Below are 14,983 nucleotides of genomic sequence, written 5' to 3'. Positions count from 1 at the left end.
GAAGACTCTGCTTATTGGGTGTTTTCTTGCATAAAGATTAAACTCTTCAATAGGTTCAATGCCTCATACAATTGATTGTCCACCACCGCAATTTCACGGGTTTTCTTAGATTGCGCAAATGTGGTGATGGTTTGATCTCCATCGCCATTTTTGTTCAAATGTTTGGCCAAATTTTCTTCACGAATGAAGTTTGAATTGTTCTCTGAATCAACATTCAAAGATAAAAGCTCAATGTTTGGCACAATGCCTTCACCTTGAATGGATCGTCCAGATGGCGTGTAATAAAGGGCTGTGGTGTACTTCATGCCCTGCCCATCCATCAAGTTAACCACCGTTTGCACAGAGCCTTTGCCAAAACTCTTTTCACCGGCAATGATGGCACGCTTTTGATCTTGAAGGGCGCCGGCCACAATTTCAGATGCAGAAGCAGAACCACCATTGATCAAAACAATCAAAGGCGCACCGTTTAAAATATCCCCTTCGGTGGCGGCAAAATCAATGCGCGTCTCCGGCGATTTCCCTTGTGTGTACACCACTAAACCCGATTCTAAAAAGAGATCAGAAATGCCCACCGCTTGATCTAAAACGCCGCCTGGATTGTTGCGTAAATCCAGCACCAAACCTTTTAAACTGCTCTTTTTCGCGCGTGCTTGTTGCATTAACTCATTGATGGCAGTGCGCATCTCTTCGGCAGATCGATCTTGGAATTGACTCAAACGCACATAACCAAACGCATCATCAATGAGCTCACTTTTAATGCTCTCTGTTTTAATGATGTCTCTGACCACTGTAAAGGTTAAAGGTGAGCGCTCTTTTTCGCGAATGATGGTGAGGGTCACTTCCGTGCCAGGATCACCTTTGAGCATGTCCACCGCTTTGGCCACATCAATCGATTGCACGGCGGTTGAATCAATTTTGATGATCAAATCGCCCGCCTCAATGCCCGCTTTTTTAGCAGGCGAACCATCCATCGGCGAGATCACACGAATGAGGCCATCTTCACTCACCACTTCAACGCCAAGGCCTGCAAAAGAGCCCGTTGTGGTCTCTTGCACCTTTTGATACGCTTCGGCATCATAAAATTCAGAATGAGGATCCAACCCTGACAACATGCCTTTGATGGCATTGTTAATCATGGTTTCATCGGTGACATCATCCACATAGTTGGCTTTTAGCTGCTCAAACACATTCACAAACAGCAAGAGCTGCTGCACAGGCAATGTTTGCTCAGGCGCTTCTGGCAACACAGAATCAACCACAGTGTCCACATGCACATCACTCATGGCGGCAGGTGGCTGCTCTAAACCTAAAGCGATGCTGTGACCACTTAAAGATGCCAAGGACAGCACACAAGCTGCCAACAAGGATCGTCGAAAATCTCTCATCCTGAATCTCCCATCAATTATTTAAAATGTACGAGGTTGTGTCCGGTCATCTCTTTAGGTTGCTCAAGACCCATTAAATGCAAAATGGTGGGGGCTAAATCTTTTAAGGCGCCATCTGGTGACAAAGATGCCTCACGACCTAAATAGATCAATGGCACAGGACCTGTGGTGTGTGATGTGTGTGGCTGATTGGTATTTTCATCCCAAGTCAATTCCGCATTGCCGTGATCCGCTGTGATCAATAATTCACCGCCCACTTCTTTAACAGCATCATACACATGGCCCATGCACTCATCGACTGTTTCAATCGCTGTCACAATCGCATCAAAGACACCAGTGTGCCCAACCATATCCGGATTGGCAAAGTTACAAATGATCACATCAAATTTACCAGAACGAATCGCCGCACACAGTTTATCGGCCACTTCTGGCGCGCTCATTTCAGGTTGAAGATCATACGTTGCCACTTTTGGTGAATTGACCAAAATGCGTTCTTCATTCTCAAACACTGTTTCGCGGCCGCCGTTAAAGAAGAAGGTCACATGTGGATATTTTTCTGTCTCTGCAATGCGAAGTTGAGATAAACCTGCATTGGCCACGACTTCACCTAAGCCATTGACAATGTTTTGTGGTGGGAATGCCACTTCACCATGTAAACCATCCTTATAATGTGTTAAACACACATAATGAGAGAGTTTTGGACGGTATTTTGGCACAAAACCTGTGAAATCATCTTCCGTAAATGGATAGCTCAATTCACGTGCACGGTCAGAGCGGAAGTTCATGAAAATCACCGCATCGCCATCCATCATTTTAACGGCATCGCCAATCACTGTGGCTTTGACAAATTCATCATTTTCATCACGCGCATATGCAGCCTCTAAACCTACCAGTGCTGTGGGTGCATTAAATTCTGCCAAGCCTTGGCTCACCAAATCATAAGCTTGCTCAACGCGCTCCCAACGATTGTCACGATCCATCGCATAATAACGACCAATGATGCTGGCAAAGCGGCCTTTACCACATGCTTTAAATGCTTCTTCTGCACGCTCAATGTATGTTTGTGCAGAGCGCGGCGCTGTGTCACGGCCATCTAAAAATGCATGTAAATAGATCTCTTGAATGCCAGCTTCAGCTGCCACCTGAATCAAACCATGAATGTGGGATTCATCGGCATGCACGCCGCCATCAGAGAGTAAACCAAAGATGTGCAACGCTTTACCGGATGCTTTTAAGTCCGCCAATGTTTTCTCAATCACAGGATTGCTTTTAAATTCACCACTTTCAAAGGCTTTGGTGATGCGCGTTAAATCTTGATACACCACGCGCCCTGCACCAATGTTGATGTGTCCAACTTCTGAGTTCCCCATTTGACCTTCAGGTAAACCCACAGCCATGCCAGATGTTTTCAACAACGTACATGCGCCTTCTGTTTTAAATTCTTCCCAGTTAGGCGTTTCTGCCGCCATGATGGCGTTGTTTTTCATATCGGTGCGGTAACCCCAACCATCCAAAATACATAAAACCACAGGTCTTGGTGCTTTCGTCATGATGTTTTCCTCGTTTGATCATCGTCGTTAACAAATGTGTCCATTATAATGAATTCTCCCCCTGCTTTCAGAATAGATTCCGCCTGTCATAAAAGTGCAACATTGATGACTTAACCTTTTGTGCATCTTTTGACAACGAGGAGAAAACCATCATGGGTCGCCCAAAAACCATTGAGATCACCACAGAAGCGATCAGCAATTTAAGCCCCAATCCAGTGTTATCTGCTGTCCTGAATAAACCCCGTTCACGCCGTGATGTACTCACAAAAACCGGCATGAGTGCAGGCTTACTTGGGCTTTTTACACTGCCTTTTGCCAATGTGGCTAAAGCAATTGCACCGAGCAGTCAAAATCAACTCACCCATGGACAAACGCCCTATTTACGCTTTCAATCAGTGCCATTTTCCACGCAAGATGATGTCATTGTGCCCAAAAGTTATCAAGCAGAGGTGCTTTATCAATGGGGCGATCCTGTAGGGATTCAAGGCAATGGCCCAAAATTTAATGAAGATGCTAGCAATACGGCAGAAGAACAAGCGGTGCAAGCTGGGATGCATCACGATGGCATGGCATATTTCCCTCTCAATGAGCATTCAAATCATGGCTTATTGGTGATGAACCATGAATATGTGGACAATGGCTTACTCTTCCCCGATGGTGATCAAACATGGACGGCAGATAAAGTGCGCAAAAGCCAAAATGCCATGGGCGTTTCTGTCATTGAAGTGATCAAAGATGGTCAGCAATGGCGCGTGGTTCGCCCATCACAATATGCGCGACGCATTACGCCTCATACACCCATGCACATTCAAGGCCCCGCCAAAGGTCATCCACTGATGCAAACAGCCACGGATCCAAAAGGTGAAACCGTGCTTGGCACCCTGCAAAATTGTGCCAATGGTCAAACGCCGTGGGGCACGTATTTAACCTGTGAGGAGAATTGGTCGGACATCTTTGTGAAAAAAGGTGCCCTCAATGAATTAGAAGCGCGTTATGGCATTGTCAATCAAGATGATGCATATCGCTGGCATGAGTTCGATGCACGCTTTAATGTGGATCAAACACCCAATGAGCCAAACCGTTTTGGCTGGATTGTGGAGATTGATCCCACCGATCCAAATTCAACGCCCATTAAGCACACAGCGCTTGGTCGTTTTAAACATGAAGGCGCTGAACTCATCATTGCCCCAACCGGCCAAATTGTGGCGTATATGGGCGATGATCAGCGCTTTGAATACATCTATAAATTTGTCTCTAAAGAGGCATTTGATCCCAAAAAAGGTAAACAAAACAGCCAACTACTGGATGAAGGAACACTGTATGTTGCCAGATTCAATGAAGATGGCAGCGGCGATTGGTTGCCCTTAATCTATGGCAAAAATGGTTTAACGGCCGCCAATGGTTTTCATGATCAAGGCGATGTGGTGATCAATGCACGTAAGGCCGCAGACATTGTGGGCGCCACAAAAATGGATCGCCCCGAGTGGATTGCCGCCAATCCTTTGGTGCCCGGCTCCATTTATTGTACGCTCACCAATAACAGCCATCGCGGCAAAGAAGGCTATCCTGATGTGGATGCCGCAAACCCGCGCGCAAACAATCTCTTTGGGCACATCATCCATTGGAATGAAGAGAATGGTAATGGCGCAACCGATGCCTTTACATGGGACATTTTAGCACTCGCCGGCCGTGATCAAACCACAACGCGCAACCACATGGCCAATCACCGCGGCGATCTGTTTGGCAGCCCTGATGGTTTAAAGTTTGATCACAATGGTTTATTGTGGGTGCAAACCGATGTCTCAACATCCATTCTCAATCAAAAAGAGTATGCCGGCATGGGCAACAATCAAATGTTGGTGGTGGATCCGGAAGAGGGTTATTTTAAGCGCTTTTTAACAGGCCCAAATGGCGCTGAAATCACAGGCATCGCGTTTACGCCAGACAATCAAACGCTCTTTGTGAACATTCAGCATCCCGGTGAGCCGCCAAAAGGCAATCTAGATCCAAGCAATCCTACGCAATATTCAAGCTGGCCCAATCATCACAATCGCCGCCCACGTTCTGCAACCGTGGTCATTGAGCGCACAGATGGCGGCATAATTGGAACTTAAACCATTGATTCATTAATCATAATGATTAAGTTGCTAAAAGGTAGTTTTTCATAAATTCATGCCCAATTTAAAAATAAATTGGGCATTTTGTATCCAATCACCGCCTAGGAAAACACTTTTGACGGGGCAATATTTTTCACAAAACTACATATTAACTACAGTTATAACGCTTTGACACAAAATGCTGCATAAACAGCAACTTCCATCATATCCCGAAGCTCAATGCCCGCCGCTTGTGCTGCGCTCTTTAATTTTGCAGCTAAAGTCAACGCCGCCTCATAATCCTTAAGCGTAAAATCATCTGTGAAATTGAGCGTCATGCCATATGACGGCGCAATTGCCGTCAATATTTTGGGCATCACGATGATCAATTGCATCGGCTTCATTAACGCCAATAAATACGTTAAAGCACTCCATTGATGAATGCCAAGCTCACGGCATAATTCCGCAAATGCTGCCCAATCCTCCGCGCGCTCTTCTTCATTGCCATAAACAACATCACACCAAAGACTGGCAAACTCATGGGCACTGCCCTTTTCAATCGCTTGAATTACTGACGCTGGCGATTGAATGAGTCCTTTGGGCGCACTTTGTAACAATGCCACCAAACGGGCGACGATCACATCTGCTTCGCCGCGCTTTAACCATGCTCGCACATCCACTTCATTGAGCTCTGTTTGTGCTTGTTCAGAGAGATCACGATACGGTGTCACGTTTTTGATGAATTTGGCATCTGCCACACCTTTTGGGCAGAGACTTAAAAATCGCGCCGTTAAAGGTTGATTCATGGCCAAACGTGAATCATCCACTTCCACCTTCACAGGTGAACAAAATTGTACAGACAATAGCTTTTGTCCGGCATGCTCAAAGAGAATGTGCACCTTATCATCGCGCTGATCTTCTAACACCAAACCAATGCCCCAAGCCTCTTGCTTGGGATGTTTGACTTTGTCACCTTTTTTGTAATGCATGATTCACTCCTTGGTTGTTATTATCTTATTGAATCTGCTGCACAAACCACCTTTGTAATTCTAATAAAGAGTCCTGTGCCTCAGGATGATGTTCTATGACGCCATTGAAAATAGCATGAATGTCATCTTTTTTATAGCGCTGACCCATTAAAGCTTGCTCTAAAGCCTCAAGCGCACCTAAATAGAGGCTGTCGCTGTAGATTTTGGCCATCACAATCGCCCCTTGCTGCACCAACAATTGCACCTCAACACCGCCCCAAGTAAAGCGCTCATCAAAGTGATGACTGAATTCTAAGGCTTTGCCAAAATTCCAATCCCAGCTGCTTTGCACTTCAAACTGCTCCGCAAAACCCTCAATGGCAGGCGGATTGGCTTCACTAATGTATTCGGGCGTCACACAACCGCCATAATCCTCACAAAACACAGTCTCAATGGCCTGACAAATCATCTCATGAGTTAAATCAGGGCGCACTTCTGTTAAATTTGCCACGCGTGAACGCACCGATGAAATGCCTTTGGCCGCCAATTTTTTGGGATCAGGATTTAAGTAATTGGCCAAACGGGTAAAATCCACATCAATGAGCAATGTCCCATGATGAAAGCCGCGATCCGCTTTTTCCCGATACGCAGAACCAGAAATTTTACGCACTTCACCATTGCGCTCAATGATCAGATCATTGCGCCCTGAAGCTGTAGCATGAATGCCCAATGAGGCCAATGCTCTTATAATGATTTGCGTGGATTGCGTTTTATCATAATCAGGCTTGCCCGCCATAAAGGTGAAGTTGGTGTTGCCCAAATCATGAAACACCGCCCCGCCGCCACTTTGTCTTCTCGCAAGCTTAATGTGATCTTCTGCCATTTTGCGCGTATTGCACTCTTTCCAAGGATTTTGTGCGCGCCCAATCACGACTGTTTGATCATTGCGCCATAAAAACAACACTTTTTGGTTCGGATCCATCGATTGAAAGATGGTCTCTTCCACCGCTAAATTGAACCACGGATCCACACTTTCTGAAATCAGTAATCGTAAAGTGGACATTTTGACTCCTTTTCTCCATTCGTCGGCAAATTGTCATGATAGATCTTTTTTCTCTGTTAATATACACACAGCAAAGATTGAAGGAGTCACTATGAAAATTGAAGTTTGGTCAGATTTTTCTTGCCCATTTTGTTACATTGGCGTGCATAACTTTTATTTGGCGTTAGATGTATTCAATGCAGAACATCAAACTGAGGAGGCGCTCCTCTTTAAAGCCTATGAGTTGTCGCCAGATGCGCCATTTGATACAAATTTATCGTACTATGAAAACCTTGCGCAAAAGTATGATGTGCCCCTTGATCGCGCGAAAGCCATGACAGAAAATGCCGTTGTCTATGCCAAAGAAGCAGGCTTAACCATTGATTTTGACAAAGTGATTCCCGTCACCACAACGATTGCTCATCGCATTGCCATTTGGGTGCAGCGGCACCATCTCGACAAATCACGTGCGTTCAATATGCGCTTGTTTGAGGGCTATTTTGCCAAAGGCGAAAACTTGGCAGATGATCAAGTGCTCGCGGCGATTTTGGCAGAAGTTGGCATAATGGATGTCAACATTGCAGATATTTTAACAGATCACACCATCAGCCAAGCAAAAGATGTGGATTTAGCAGAAGCGATGGGCTTTGGCATTAAAAGCGTGCCATTTTTTGTCTTTAACCGCACAGATGCCGTGGCAGGTGCACAAACACCTGTCAACTTCTACCAAGTGATCGATAAAATCCACACCACAGGCTCAACAGAAGGCTTACAATAAGCCCTCAATCAAAGGAAAGGATCAAATTATGAAAATTGGCGTATTCATCACATCTAATGACACTGAAAAAGCTTGGAATGCCATTCGCTATATGAATGTTGCCCTTGAAATGGGACACACTGTGACCGCATTTTTAATGAACAGCGGCGTTGAAGTGGAATTTATGGATCATGAACTGTTTGACATTCAAAACCAATGGCAAAAGTATGCACAATTGGGCGGCAAGCTCTATTCATGCGGCACTTGCTTACAATTTAGAAAGCGCCGCGATGACGCGCAATTGTCTACCGTCACCACCATGATCGACGCTGTTAAAATCACCGAAGAGAGCGACAAAGTGCTCACGTTTTAATCCTTGAGGAATCAATCATTATGAAAAAGCGCACACACTCTATTAATAAATCAACATTTCGTAAGAATTTTAAACTCAAGCCCTTAGCTGTATCACTTTTAGTGGCTTTTGGCGTTGTGGCTTGTGGCAGCAGCAATGACACTGAACAGTTGACCATCTATTCAGATGCCAATGACTGCATCAATAACAATCCAAACATGGTGGCAGAATGTAAAAGCGTTTATGAAGGCGCCATTAAAGAGGCCATTGAAACCGCACCTAAATACGCCACCATTGAAGAATGTACCGCAGATTTTGGCGCAGAGAATTGCCAATCGGTTCAACAAGCAAACAATACTGTCAATCCACAACAAATGGCCAATAACGACAGCGGCGGTTCTTTCTTCATGCCACTCCTTGCCGGTTTCATGATGGGTAAACTCATGAGTGGCATGATGGGCAATAACAATGCAGCCCATAAACCCGTTTATTCCCCAAAAGATGCATCCGGCCGCCCCACAAACTATTATGACAGCACCGGTAAAAGCTATGGCGCTGCACAATCTGGCCGCACCGTTTCTGTGCCAAAAAATGAGCTAAAATCCAAGCCTGCCGGCACCGTTAAACGCGGTGGCTTTGGCCAAATGGTGAACAATCAGCGCATGGCTGCACAATCAAAAGCCACGCAATCGCGCTCAACCGGTTCAACCACTAAAGCGCCTTCGTCTAATCGTTCAACATCTTTTGGTGGTTAAATGAAACGCATCCCAATTACCCCGCGCCCCGATTGGCAAGAAAAAGCTGTGGAATATGGTTTTTATTTCCACACCATGTATGACGAGCCCTATTGGAGCGAGGATCATTATTATGCCTTCACTAGTCGCGAAATCGATGAGCTCGAAGATGCCACCAATGAATTGCATCAAATGTCTTTAGAAGCCGTTGAACTCGTCATCAATAATGAAGCGTTACTGAAAAAGTTCCGCATCCCTGAACATGTGTGGGACTTTGTGGCCACCTCATGGAAAGATAAAGATCCTTCACTGTATGGACGCTTTGACTTTGCCTATGATGGCAAAACGCCACCTAAGATGTTGGAATACAATGCAGACACCCCAACCTCTTTATATGAGAGCGCATTTTTCCAATGGATTTGGCTCGAAGATCAAATCGCCACTGGTCATTTACCGGACAATGCCGACCAATTCAACAGCATTCAAGAAAAACTCATCGAGCGCTTTGCCTTCTTTAAAAGTTGGCACGGCATCTCTCACATGCATTTGAGCTGCTGCTCTGACACAGAAGAAGATCGTGGCACCATCCAATATCTACAAGATTGCGCGTTAGATGCAGAGTTGCCCAATGATTTTGTCTTTATTGAGGACATTGGCATCAATGAATATGGTCAATTTACCGATGTCAATGATGAGATCATCCGCACGATGTTTAAGCTCTATCCTTGGGAAATGATGTTCCGCGAAGAGTTTGCAGAATACTTAGACAATCGTAAAACCTTGTGGCTTGAACCTGGTTGGAAAAGCATTTTATCCAATAAAGCCATTTTGCCACTCTTATGGTCCATGTTCCCAAATCATCCGAATTTGTTGGAGAGCTATTTTGCAGAAGATACCGCCGCAGGCAATTTATCATCTTATGTGAAAAAGCCCCTCTTCTCTCGTGAAGGCGCGAACATTTCGATTGTAGATCGCGGGCAAGTTGTGGCCGAAGCAGATGGTCCATATGGCGAAGAAGGCTACATTCATCAAGCCTATTATCCTTTGCCAAAGTTTGATGACAACACCACATTGATTGGCAGCTGGGTTGTAGGTGATCAATCGGCGGGTATTTGTATCCGTGAGGATAAAGCATTGATCACGCAGGATTTATCACGTTTTTATCCGCATGTAATTATTGATTAAGATTATAGATTGATTAAATAAAATCCCCAGAAATGGGGATTTTTTTGTATGAAGATATTTATATTGACTACAAAATATATTGACCGACGGTCAGTTGGTCATCACCATTTAAAAAAGGCCTTGTTTCCAAAGCCTTTTGATGACTATTTATGATCTGTGCTTTTACCCACTTGATCACCAATGAGACCACCGACGGCAGCGCCGCCCACTGTACCGAGCACCGCACCATCAAAGAGCCAAGCACCTGTGACAGCACCAACACCTGCCCCAGCCACAGCATCCTTTTCACGAGTGCTCATACTGTTCCAAGTTGAACAACCTGCCAATAATCCAATCATGGTCATAACTGCTGTTAGTTTGATGAATGTTTTCATACGTGCTCCTTGTGTTTGATGTGCACATTTAACTTAGCGCAAATGTGCACAAAATCCAAGCAAGATTAAAGGATTCTATAATCCTTAGGATTTTCTAAACGCTGCGCCGCAGACATCTTTTTCAATAAGTAATTGAGCAAAATGCCATACAATGGCAAGAAAAATAGCGCACAAATGACAATCTTAAAGCCATAATCCACCCACGCAATCTCCATCCAATTGGCCGCCATAAAGGGATCATCACTTTGATAAAAGGCAACGCTGAAAAACACCAAGGTATCAATCATATTACCCACGACAGCTGCCGCACTTGGTGCCACCCACCAGCGTTGATTACGGCGCAAATAACTAAAGACACTGATGTCCATCAATTGCCCCACCAAATAGGCAGAAAAACTGGCCAGCGCAATGCGCGCCACAAAGAGGTTAAATTGACTTAACTCTCCAAGTCCAAGCCATTGCCCTTTAAAGAAGACCACCGATAACACATATGAGATCAATAATGCCGGCATCATCACCACAAAAATAATGCGCCGCGCCAACGATGCCCCAAAAATGCGAATCGTCAAATCCGTGGTTAAAAAGATGAATGGAAAAGTAAATGCGCCCCATGTGGTGTGAAAACCAAAAATGGTAAAGGGCAATTGCACCAAATAGTTGCTCGATGCAATGATTAAAATGTGAAAAAATGACAATTGATACAACGCACGGCGGCGCTGTTCAGGCGTAAATGCATACATACAATAAATTCCTTAGTTTTTTTGCGTGGGAGGTTTGCGAACCACGAAGCGTGCCATTGTAGCCGATATTATCGAAATGGCAAGGCGACTTTTTCGCTATATTTGACAATATATATCGGTTAATTTAAGCTGAGCGCTTCTCTTTTGCAGCGCATCAAAGGCGGATATGCACACTCGTCGATCCTTTTTAAAATCCATTCTCGCCACCGCGTTAATGGCTCATTGCCCTGCCCTTGTGTGGGCTAAATCCCGTGAGACATCATTGCTACAGAGCTTTGGTGCATTGCCTAAAGCAGACAGTGTGCAACGCATTTTAAGCGCAGGTCCTGTTGCCGATGTCTTATTGATGAGTTTAGCCCCCGAAAAATTATTGGGACTCTCAACGCGCCCATTGTCAAAAATGCAGCAACCTTTTTTCAGCCCAAAGTTTCGTGATTTACCTTTAACAGGGCGCTTAGCCGGCAAAGGCTCCACTTTATCATTTGAAAACATCATTGCACTCAAGCCTGACATCATTGTGGACATTGGCAGCATCAGCGCCACCTACGTCACAACCGCCGAGCGTGTGCATCAACAAACCAAAGTACCTTACGTATTGATGGATGGTACGCTTAAAGACAGTCCTGAGCAGCTCTCAACTTTGGGTGATCTTTTAGGTGTCAGCGAACGCGGTGATCACTTGGCCAATTATGCCACTCAAATGCTTGATCGCACACATTTACTCGCCAAATCTTCCCAATTGCCTGAAATGAAAGTCTATTCTGCCCGTGGTGCGGATGGTTTAGAAACAGGCTTAGGCGGTTCGATTCATACAGAAGTGCTCGATTGGGTGGGCGCGCATAATGTGGCAGCGGCGGCTGGTGATGAGATCATTGCACGTGTTTCCATGGAGCAATTGATGCAATGGCAGCCCGATGTCATCATCACCATGGACCCAGAATTTCATGCTAAAATTTATACTTTACCCCTTTGGCAACGCCTCAATGCGGTTAAAAATCGCCGCGTTTATTTAGCCCCAACGCTGCCTTATGGCTGGCTTGATCGCCCACCGAGCACTAATCGATTGCTTGGCACCATTTGGCTAAGCCGCGTTCTCTATCCTGAGCTCATGCCTTATGATGAATATGCAGAATGGATCACCGGTTACTTTAAACACTTTTATCAATATGATCTGACAGATGAGGCATTGAGCATGCTCTCTGGAGATCTGCATGCGTAAACGATTGTTCATTGCGCCAACTTTGTTGGTTATGCTGATGATCCTTGCCATGCTTGTGGGCAAAGTGCCGCTCTCATTGTCTGAATTATGGCAAGCTTTCATAGGCTTATGGACAAACTCAGAAGCCACAGATGCAGAATTTGTCCTCTGGCACATCCGCTGGCCACGCATTTTAGCCGCCATTTGTGTCGGTGCTGCTTTATCTGTTGCAGGCGCAACGTACCAAGGCATGTTTAAAAACCCGTTGGTGTCCCCAGACATTTTAGGCGTTTCTGTGGGTTCTGGCTTAGGCGCCGTGATGGCCATTTTTTTAGAACATTCGATGGCGGGCATCCAAATATTCGCCTTTATGGGTGGATTACTCACTGTTTCATTAGTCTATTTGATTTCCCGTTGGGTGCGCCGTTTAGATCCCACCTTAGCACTTGTGCTCTCTGGCATTGCTGTGGCATCTTTGCTCGGTGCATTGATCTCTCTCTTTAAACTCCTAGCCGATCCCTACAGTCAATTGACCACCATGACCTTTTGGATGATGGGCTCGCTCACCATGGCAACGTTAGAAGACCTTGCCATCATTGTCCCTTTGATTCTCATTGGGCTCATTCCGCTTTATCTCTTGCGCTGGCGCATGAATTTACTGAGCCTTGAGGATGAAGAGGCCAAAGCCCTTGGCGTCAATATCATACGTTTACGCATCATCTTCATTCTCGCGGCGACATTGATGACCTCTGCGGCTGTCTCAATGGCAGGCATCATTGGTTGGATTGGTTTAGTCGTGCCACACATCACCCGTTTGTGGATCGGGCCTGATTTTCGTCAATTACTGCCCACTACACTTTTTTTAGGCGCAGCATTTTTACTCCTCACAGACACCATCGCCCGCACCCTTTTTCCCATCGAGATGCCAATCAGCATCATCACAGCCTTTGTGGGCGCGCCATTTTTTATGGGCTTACTCATTAAAGGTGGTCAGCGATGACGGATATCGTGCTTGAGCACTTAACCATTGGCTATGGCAAAAAGGTGATTGCGGCTGATTTAAATTTAGCCTTACCAAGTCAAGCGGTGACATGTTTGCTTGGTGGCAATGGCTGCGGTAAAACCACCCTACTCAAAACCATTTTGGGCACATTGCCCGCCATTGATGGCACTGTTTTGATCAATCAAAAGCCCATTACCACCTATTCACATGCGGCTTTATCACGCTTAATGGCTTATGTGCCGCAAGCGCATCACCACGTTTTTCCATTTACCGTGGAAGAAGTGGTATTAATGGGACGAACAGCACACATTTCATGGCATGCAACGCCAAAAGCGGCTGACCTTGCCATCGCACATGACTGCCTTGAGCGACTCAACCTCAGCCATTTACGAGCGCAAGCCTATACAGAACTCAGTGGCGGACAACGTCAATTGGTGCTGATCGCACGGGCGCTGGCACAAAAGCCTGCCATCCTCATCATGGATGAACCCACGGCAAGTTTAGATTTTGGCAATCAGTTAAAAGTGCTCAACCACATTGAAACCTTAAAAGCTGAAGGGATGAGCATTTTACTCACCACCCATCAGCCAGAACATGCCGCCCACATCAGCGATCATGTGGTGCTTTTTCATCAAGGCAAAATCATTCAAGAAGGTACGCCGCAAGATTGTTTAACAGCCTCGCACCTTGCCACATTGTATGACCTACCGATGGATACTATCCACAAACATCTCAACCATATGTTTTAATGAAGGATTTTTCATGTCTGATCTCACCACCATTTATGACATTGATTTTGCAAAACTTTATCGCAATCATGCTGCACAAGCATTGCGTCAACCGAAAACGTCTGCCGATTGGGATAAAAAAGCGGATAACATGCGTTCAGGCACAGGCTGCACGAATGATCAATACATTCAAGCCTTTGTCTCGCGCATGGATTTAACCGATGCGGCGACTCTTTTAGATGTGGGCTGCGGCGGTGGCACCATTGGCCTTGCCGTTGCTTCAGGCTTAGAGAAAGTCTATGAGCTTGATTACAGTCCAAAAATGCTTGAGGTGGTGGCAGAGCGCGCCGCAGAACAAAAAATCAATAATTATCAAACCATTCTCAAATCTTGGGAAGATGATTGGCACGATGTCCCTGACTGTGACATTTGCGTCTCTTCTCGCTCATCGATGGTGGCTGACATTGAAGATGCACTGGCTAAGCTCAATGCCAAAGCCAAAAAAGCCGTTTACATGAGCATGACGGTGGATAAAGATTTCATTCAACGCGACATCCTCAAAGCCATTGGTCGCGATGACATTGGCTTTCCGACGTACATTTACGCCATGAATTTACTCTATCAACAAGGTTATCGCGTGAGCGTGGATTTCATTGAAGCCAACCATTGTGCGCAAAAATTATTGACGCAAACGGCAGAGGAATTTGTGCGCTCTGTTAAGTGGTCAATTGGTGCCTTGACTGAAGAAGAGCGCGATCGCCTCATCCATTATTATCACAACCACCAAAGCAAACTGCCAACAGTGAAGCCAATGCAGCGTCCCTGGGCATTTTTATCATGGAGAACATCGTAATTTTTAGTTGCGAGTTGA

The 14,983-nt window shown here is 45.5% G+C and carries 15 protein-coding genes and 1 riboswitch; of the genes, 9 read left to right on the top strand and 6 right to left on the bottom strand.

The genetic code is table 11. The annotated features are described in order from the left end of the window. Positions 1–11: 11 nt before the first annotated feature. Complete coding sequence (locus B9T20_RS00930) at positions 12–1,385, bottom strand: S41 family peptidase (protein WP_233491472.1); 1,374 nt, start codon at positions 1,383–1,385, stop codon at positions 12–14. A 17-nt stretch (positions 1,386–1,402) separates the two neighbouring features. Beyond that, a complete protein-coding gene (gene gpmI, locus B9T20_RS00925) occupies positions 1,403–2,935 on the bottom strand; it encodes a 2,3-bisphosphoglycerate-independent phosphoglycerate mutase (RefSeq protein ID WP_094489389.1) in 1,533 nt (510 codons plus the stop codon). Between the two features lie 152 nt (positions 2,936–3,087). Between gpmI and B9T20_RS00920 the strand changes: the two genes are divergently transcribed. Then, positions 3,088–5,049 carry a PhoX family phosphatase gene (locus B9T20_RS00920; protein ID WP_094489388.1) on the top strand — a complete coding sequence of 654 codons (1,962 nt, stop codon included), beginning with the start codon at positions 3,088–3,090 and terminating at the stop codon, positions 5,047–5,049. Between the two features lie 161 nt (positions 5,050–5,210). On the opposite strand, the gene B9T20_RS00915 is transcribed toward B9T20_RS00920, so the two are convergent. Then, the gene (locus B9T20_RS00915; RefSeq protein ID WP_094489387.1) at positions 5,211–6,020 is read right to left on the bottom strand and encodes a DUF3553 domain-containing protein; all 810 of its coding nucleotides are present in this window, start codon (positions 6,018–6,020) and stop codon (positions 5,211–5,213) included. A 25-nt stretch (positions 6,021–6,045) separates the two neighbouring features. Continuing rightward, positions 6,046–7,062: a lipoate--protein ligase gene (locus tag B9T20_RS00910; protein WP_094489386.1), complete on the bottom strand. Its 1,017-nt coding sequence runs from the start codon at positions 7,060–7,062 to the stop codon at positions 6,046–6,048. 91 nt (positions 7,063–7,153) lie between these two features. On the opposite strand from B9T20_RS00910, the gene B9T20_RS00905 reads away from it, so the two are divergent. Genes B9T20_RS00905 through B9T20_RS00890 form a run of 4 tightly spaced genes read left to right on the top strand, consistent with a single transcriptional unit; the run spans position 7,154 to position 10,069 of the window. After that, entirely contained in the window at positions 7,154–7,819 is a 666-nt protein-coding gene (locus B9T20_RS00905; RefSeq protein WP_094489385.1) for a DsbA family protein, read from the top strand. Positions 7,820–7,847: 28 nt separating this feature from the next. After that, complete coding sequence (locus B9T20_RS00900; RefSeq protein ID WP_094489384.1) at positions 7,848–8,171, top strand: DsrE family protein; 324 nt, start codon at positions 7,848–7,850, stop codon at positions 8,169–8,171. A gap of 20 nt (positions 8,172–8,191) precedes the next feature. After that, positions 8,192–8,905, top strand: a complete 714-nt coding sequence (locus B9T20_RS00895; protein WP_094489383.1) for a DUF1190 domain-containing protein — start codon at positions 8,192–8,194, stop codon at positions 8,903–8,905. Beyond that, positions 8,906–10,069, top strand: a complete 1,164-nt coding sequence (locus B9T20_RS00890; RefSeq protein ID WP_094489382.1) for a glutathionylspermidine synthase family protein — start codon at positions 8,906–8,908, stop codon at positions 10,067–10,069. A gap of 143 nt (positions 10,070–10,212) precedes the next feature. Here the strand turns inward: B9T20_RS00890 and B9T20_RS00885 are convergent, their stop codons facing one another. After that, entirely contained in the window at positions 10,213–10,443 is a 231-nt protein-coding gene (locus B9T20_RS00885) for a glycine zipper 2TM domain-containing protein (RefSeq protein WP_008314693.1), read from the bottom strand. A 65-nt stretch (positions 10,444–10,508) separates the two neighbouring features. Next, a complete protein-coding gene (locus B9T20_RS00880) occupies positions 10,509–11,183 on the bottom strand; it encodes a 7-cyano-7-deazaguanine/7-aminomethyl-7-deazaguanine transporter (RefSeq protein ID WP_094489381.1) in 675 nt (224 codons plus the stop codon). Positions 11,184–11,189: 6 nt separating this feature from the next. Then, positions 11,190–11,234: riboswitch (PreQ1 riboswitch) on the bottom strand. A gap of 115 nt (positions 11,235–11,349) precedes the next feature. Between B9T20_RS00880 and B9T20_RS00875 the strand changes: the two genes are divergently transcribed. Genes B9T20_RS00875 through B9T20_RS00860 form a run of 4 tightly spaced genes read left to right on the top strand, consistent with a single transcriptional unit; the run spans position 11,350 to position 14,965 of the window. Next, positions 11,350–12,402, top strand: coding sequence for an iron ABC transporter substrate-binding protein (locus B9T20_RS00875; protein WP_094489380.1), 1,053 nt, complete (start codon positions 11,350–11,352; stop codon positions 12,400–12,402). After that, positions 12,395–13,381: an iron ABC transporter permease gene (locus tag B9T20_RS00870; RefSeq protein ID WP_094489379.1), complete on the top strand. Its 987-nt coding sequence runs from the start codon at positions 12,395–12,397 to the stop codon at positions 13,379–13,381. Before B9T20_RS00875 ends, B9T20_RS00870 begins: the two co-directional genes overlap by 8 nt. Next, the gene (locus tag B9T20_RS00865) at positions 13,378–14,133 is read left to right on the top strand and encodes an ABC transporter ATP-binding protein (RefSeq protein ID WP_094489378.1); all 756 of its coding nucleotides are present in this window, start codon (positions 13,378–13,380) and stop codon (positions 14,131–14,133) included. The genes B9T20_RS00870 and B9T20_RS00865 overlap by 4 nt, the downstream gene beginning before the upstream one ends. Positions 14,134–14,146: 13 nt before the next feature. Beyond that, the gene (locus tag B9T20_RS00860) at positions 14,147–14,965 is read left to right on the top strand and encodes a class I SAM-dependent methyltransferase (protein WP_094489377.1); all 819 of its coding nucleotides are present in this window, start codon (positions 14,147–14,149) and stop codon (positions 14,963–14,965) included. Positions 14,966–14,983: the final 18 nt, after the last annotated feature.

It is taken from the genome of Wohlfahrtiimonas sp. G9077 (genome assembly GCF_002252155.1).
Taxonomy (GTDB): Bacteria; Pseudomonadota; Gammaproteobacteria; order Cardiobacteriales; family Wohlfahrtiimonadaceae; genus Wohlfahrtiimonas.
This window is presented reverse-complemented; position numbering and strand designations above follow the sequence as displayed.

What these genes read in the sequence shown, in the direction of transcription:
- B9T20_RS00860 (WP_094489377.1), top strand. Translation starts at nt 14,147, where the DNA reads ATGTCTGATCTCACCACCATTTATGACATTGATTTTGCAAAACTTTAT.
- B9T20_RS00910 (WP_094489386.1), bottom strand. Translation starts at nt 7,062, where the DNA reads ATGTCCACTTTACGATTACTGATTTCAGAAAGTGTGGATCCGTGGTTC.
- B9T20_RS00915 (WP_094489387.1), bottom strand. Translation starts at nt 6,020, where the DNA reads ATGCATTACAAAAAAGGTGACAAAGTCAAACATCCCAAGCAAGAGGCT.
- B9T20_RS00880 (WP_094489381.1), bottom strand. Translation starts at nt 11,183, where the DNA reads ATGTATGCATTTACGCCTGAACAGCGCCGCCGTGCGTTGTATCAATTG.
- B9T20_RS00920 (WP_094489388.1), top strand. Translation starts at nt 3,088, where the DNA reads ATGGGTCGCCCAAAAACCATTGAGATCACCACAGAAGCGATCAGCAAT.
- B9T20_RS00890 (WP_094489382.1), top strand. Translation starts at nt 8,906, where the DNA reads ATGAAACGCATCCCAATTACCCCGCGCCCCGATTGGCAAGAAAAAGCT.
- B9T20_RS00905 (WP_094489385.1), top strand. Translation starts at nt 7,154, where the DNA reads ATGAAAATTGAAGTTTGGTCAGATTTTTCTTGCCCATTTTGTTACATT.
- B9T20_RS00875 (WP_094489380.1), top strand. Translation starts at nt 11,350, where the DNA reads ATGCACACTCGTCGATCCTTTTTAAAATCCATTCTCGCCACCGCGTTA.
- B9T20_RS00930 (WP_233491472.1), bottom strand. Translation starts at nt 1,385, where the DNA reads ATGAGAGATTTTCGACGATCCTTGTTGGCAGCTTGTGTGCTGTCCTTG.
- B9T20_RS00895 (WP_094489383.1), top strand. Translation starts at nt 8,192, where the DNA reads ATGAAAAAGCGCACACACTCTATTAATAAATCAACATTTCGTAAGAAT.
- B9T20_RS00865 (WP_094489378.1), top strand. Translation starts at nt 13,378, where the DNA reads ATGACGGATATCGTGCTTGAGCACTTAACCATTGGCTATGGCAAAAAG.
- B9T20_RS00870 (WP_094489379.1), top strand. Translation starts at nt 12,395, where the DNA reads ATGCGTAAACGATTGTTCATTGCGCCAACTTTGTTGGTTATGCTGATG.
- B9T20_RS00885 (WP_008314693.1), bottom strand. Translation starts at nt 10,443, where the DNA reads ATGAAAACATTCATCAAACTAACAGCAGTTATGACCATGATTGGATTA.
- B9T20_RS00900 (WP_094489384.1), top strand. Translation starts at nt 7,848, where the DNA reads ATGAAAATTGGCGTATTCATCACATCTAATGACACTGAAAAAGCTTGG.
- gpmI (WP_094489389.1), bottom strand. Translation starts at nt 2,935, where the DNA reads ATGACGAAAGCACCAAGACCTGTGGTTTTATGTATTTTGGATGGTTGG.